General features: G+C 58.4%; 1 protein-coding gene and 1 pseudogene. Both read right to left on the reverse strand.

What is annotated here, in order from left to right:
• Window positions 1-157: 157 nt before the first annotated feature.
• Window positions 158-1,594, reverse strand: coding sequence for an MATE family efflux transporter (locus K288_RS0142950; RefSeq protein ID WP_084800135.1), 1,437 nt, complete (start codon window positions 1,592-1,594; stop codon window positions 158-160).
• Window positions 1,595-2,391: 797 nt separating this feature from the next.
• Window positions 2,392-2,957: pseudogene (locus tag K288_RS49055) on the reverse strand (transposase); the annotation flags it as partial.
• Between the last annotated feature and the right edge of the window lie 91 nt (window positions 2,958-3,048).

Genomic DNA, 3,048 nt, shown 5'->3' on the forward strand with positions numbered 1-3,048 from the left:
GTGGCGATCGCACGGTGTAACAGTGATGGAAATACCGGTGCGCATACGCCGGAGTCGCATGCAATCGGCGTCAACGGAATCCCTTCCGGGATTCAAATGTTAGATTTGATCCACTAGCACTACCACGCTATCCGCGATTTAGCAAAACTGCTGTCCATCAGTTAGTGAAACCGCTGTCCCGTTTTCGCGAAATGCGCACCAGCAACTGGAAACGCATGACGAGAAGGGCCGCGTAGACGGCCGTCCCGATTGATAAGCCAATCCAGATACCAATGGCGCCTAGGCCGATTTTGAAACCGAGCACGTAGCTGAGGGAAGCGCCGATCAGCCAATAAGCGATGCCGGCGAACAGAAGCGGCACTTGCGTGTCCCTCAATCCGTGCAAGCTGCCCACCGCAATGCTTTGCACGGCATCAGTGATATAGAAGCTCGCGCCGACCAAAAGGAGCTTCGCAGCGAGCTCGGTCGTCGCACCGGCATTGCTGGCCGATTCGTCCACAAACAACTCGGCTATCTCAAAACGCGTGGCGATCACGGCAAGCGTCAGAATTGCAGTAATCGCGACACCGAGCAACATCGCCGCCAGACCTGCCCATTTTACGCCAGAGATGTCGTTGCGGCCTACTGCGTACCCAACCCGCACGCTCGCCGCTAGACCGATGCCGAAAGGAATCATGAACAGGACCGTGCTGACCTGGAACGCGATCTGGTGGGCCGCTACCGCCGTGGTGCTGATCTCTCCTATCAAGAGCGCCGCGGCAGAAAAAAATCCCGACTCCATTAGAATGGCGATGGAGATCGGCGTCCCGACCACGATCAGCTGCCGCATCAATGCCCAATCGAAGCGCCAAAGATCTGCAAGCACGTGGTAGTCACGGAAAGGGCGACGCATTGTGGCGAACCATAAGCTGGCTAAAAACGTCGCGCAGTTTACCAGCGTCGTGGCAAGACCCGCGCCGAACAGTTCCAGCCGCGGCAGGCCGAACTTGCCACAGATCAAGAGATAGACCAGCATTGCATTGATGGGAATGGCCACGAGCGTGATCCATAGGACCGGCTCGGCCCGGCTGACCGACGACATGAAACTGCGAATGGCCGAGAACCACAGTGCCGGTAACATACCCCAGCCAAGCCCGAACAGATATTGCTGAGCAAGCCGAACTGTTGCCGGACCATAGCCGAGCGCCAGCAGAATTTGTTCGCCGCGCAGCGAAAAGGCCATCATTGGCACCCACAGAAGAAACGCGGCCCAGAGGCCCATCCGTAGCGTGCGCTGCACCAGGGCCGGATTGGCGGCACCAAAAGCCTGCGCCGCAAGCGGCGCCACCGCCGACACCAAGCCCGCACCGAAGGTGAGGCCGACGGATAAGGCCGTGCCCCCTAGCGCTGCCGCCGCAACCGCCTCGGGACCGATGCGCCCGATGAATGCGAGATCGGTCGTAATCATAGCGATCTGCCCAAGCTGCGTCAGCACCATTGGCAACGCGAGTTTCGCGGTTTCGTTGAGTTCAGCAGCGAAATGATGGTCAGCTGCCCGTCTCAGCGGTCCGTGTCGCGCAGATGACACCGGTTTTGTTTCCGCTATTTTATCCATAGAGATGCCGCCCCGTTGCTTCTGATGAAGCAATCCGAACTCTACCTGCACGGAAAGGATTCACTTTCCCGCGCTGGTTCGCAATGTCGCACGATTGCGCCGACATCCAGTTTTGGAAAGTGACAGCGATGCGCACGCGAACTCCTGTCCCCCAATGGGCGACGGTTTGAAGCCGCTCTCGATAAACATCCATCAGGAACTCGTATCTCAACGGGTTAGAGCGCGATCCTTTTAAATTCGGAGATCCGAATTCGAAATCTCGGCAGGTCGACTAATGGACGATAGCCAAGCGCTCAATGGCATAGGCCTCTTAATCGTGTAGGCTTTGAGTCCGCGCAGGCTTCGAATTCAATCTCGCGGACGAAAATGTGGACAGCGCCAAACCGCCCCTGATGCTGATAATGAAGCTCTTGTTGCACGAGCCAAAGAGTTGAGACATTCGCAACCTCGATTGCTTGTTGGATAGCGCTTTGTCGGGCCAGAGACGGTTGCCGTCCACTTCGAGATCGTACAACCTGACGCTAGGTGTGACTCAAGGCGTTTCGAGAGCTCGTCGCGTGCATATGTCCAGACTCACGGCTCCCAGAAGCTGCGATGAGACGAGCCACATCCTGGAGGCGTAGTCGTCCGTTCTTTAATCGCGGGCACGGTGTCAACCCCGATAGACAACTGTGATCCACTGCCGGGTTCATGGTTCTTTCCGCGTTCGTCTCTACAGGAGCCGCCGCATGATGGCGTTTCGGATGTATTAGCGCCAGTGCCGATGGGGCCGAACGGCTGTACTGGCCTTTACGCCGGCTGAGGGTTTGCATCGGGATCGGCTTGGCCATCTTGCGAAGATTCTGAGCGATGGCTACGAGAGTGAGCTCGTCGCGCGCACCGTTTGGGCATCGTAGCCGTAAACGGTCGAGCGCGAGAATGCGCTTGAGGTACGCGAACAGCATCTCAATCTTCTTGCGGAGCCGACGCGAAGTGCGGCCCTCCCAAGAGCTTGCGATCTGGCGCGCCATGTCGCGAGCGCCCTCGTAGATCGAGCGCGGTACTTTCCGCGATGCCTGCTTGGGCAGCATCGGGACTTGAGGGCGCACCGATCGCAATCGCGCTTGCTGGCGACGTAAAGCATCGTGGCGCCATCGTTCATCAACGCTCGGGTCGTGGTGAGGACCTTGCCGCCGGGACAGCGGTAGACATCACCCGCGTGGTCATAGCTGAAGTCGTGGCGCGAGTAGGTCCCATCCGTGCGGACCGACTTGTCGAACACGGTAACATGCGGCTCAATCCCATGCTCGCAGACCAACCAGCCGAGCATCTCGGCTGAGCCATAGCCGGTGTTGCCGAGAAGCCGGCCTGGATAAAGATAGAACGTAAGCGGAGCTCTGCGGCCCTCTTGAATGGCGCTTGACGCCTATTTTGTTCGCGTGGCGCGTCGCCGCGGTTTCCATGTGTCGGACAAC

Source organism: Bradyrhizobium sp. Ai1a-2, assembly GCF_000426245.1.
GTDB lineage: Bacteria > Pseudomonadota > Alphaproteobacteria > Rhizobiales > Xanthobacteraceae > Bradyrhizobium.

What these genes read in the sequence shown, in the direction of transcription:
- K288_RS0142950 (WP_084800135.1), bottom strand. Translation starts at nt 1,594, where the DNA reads ATGGATAAAATAGCGGAAACAAAACCGGTGTCATCTGCGCGACACGGA.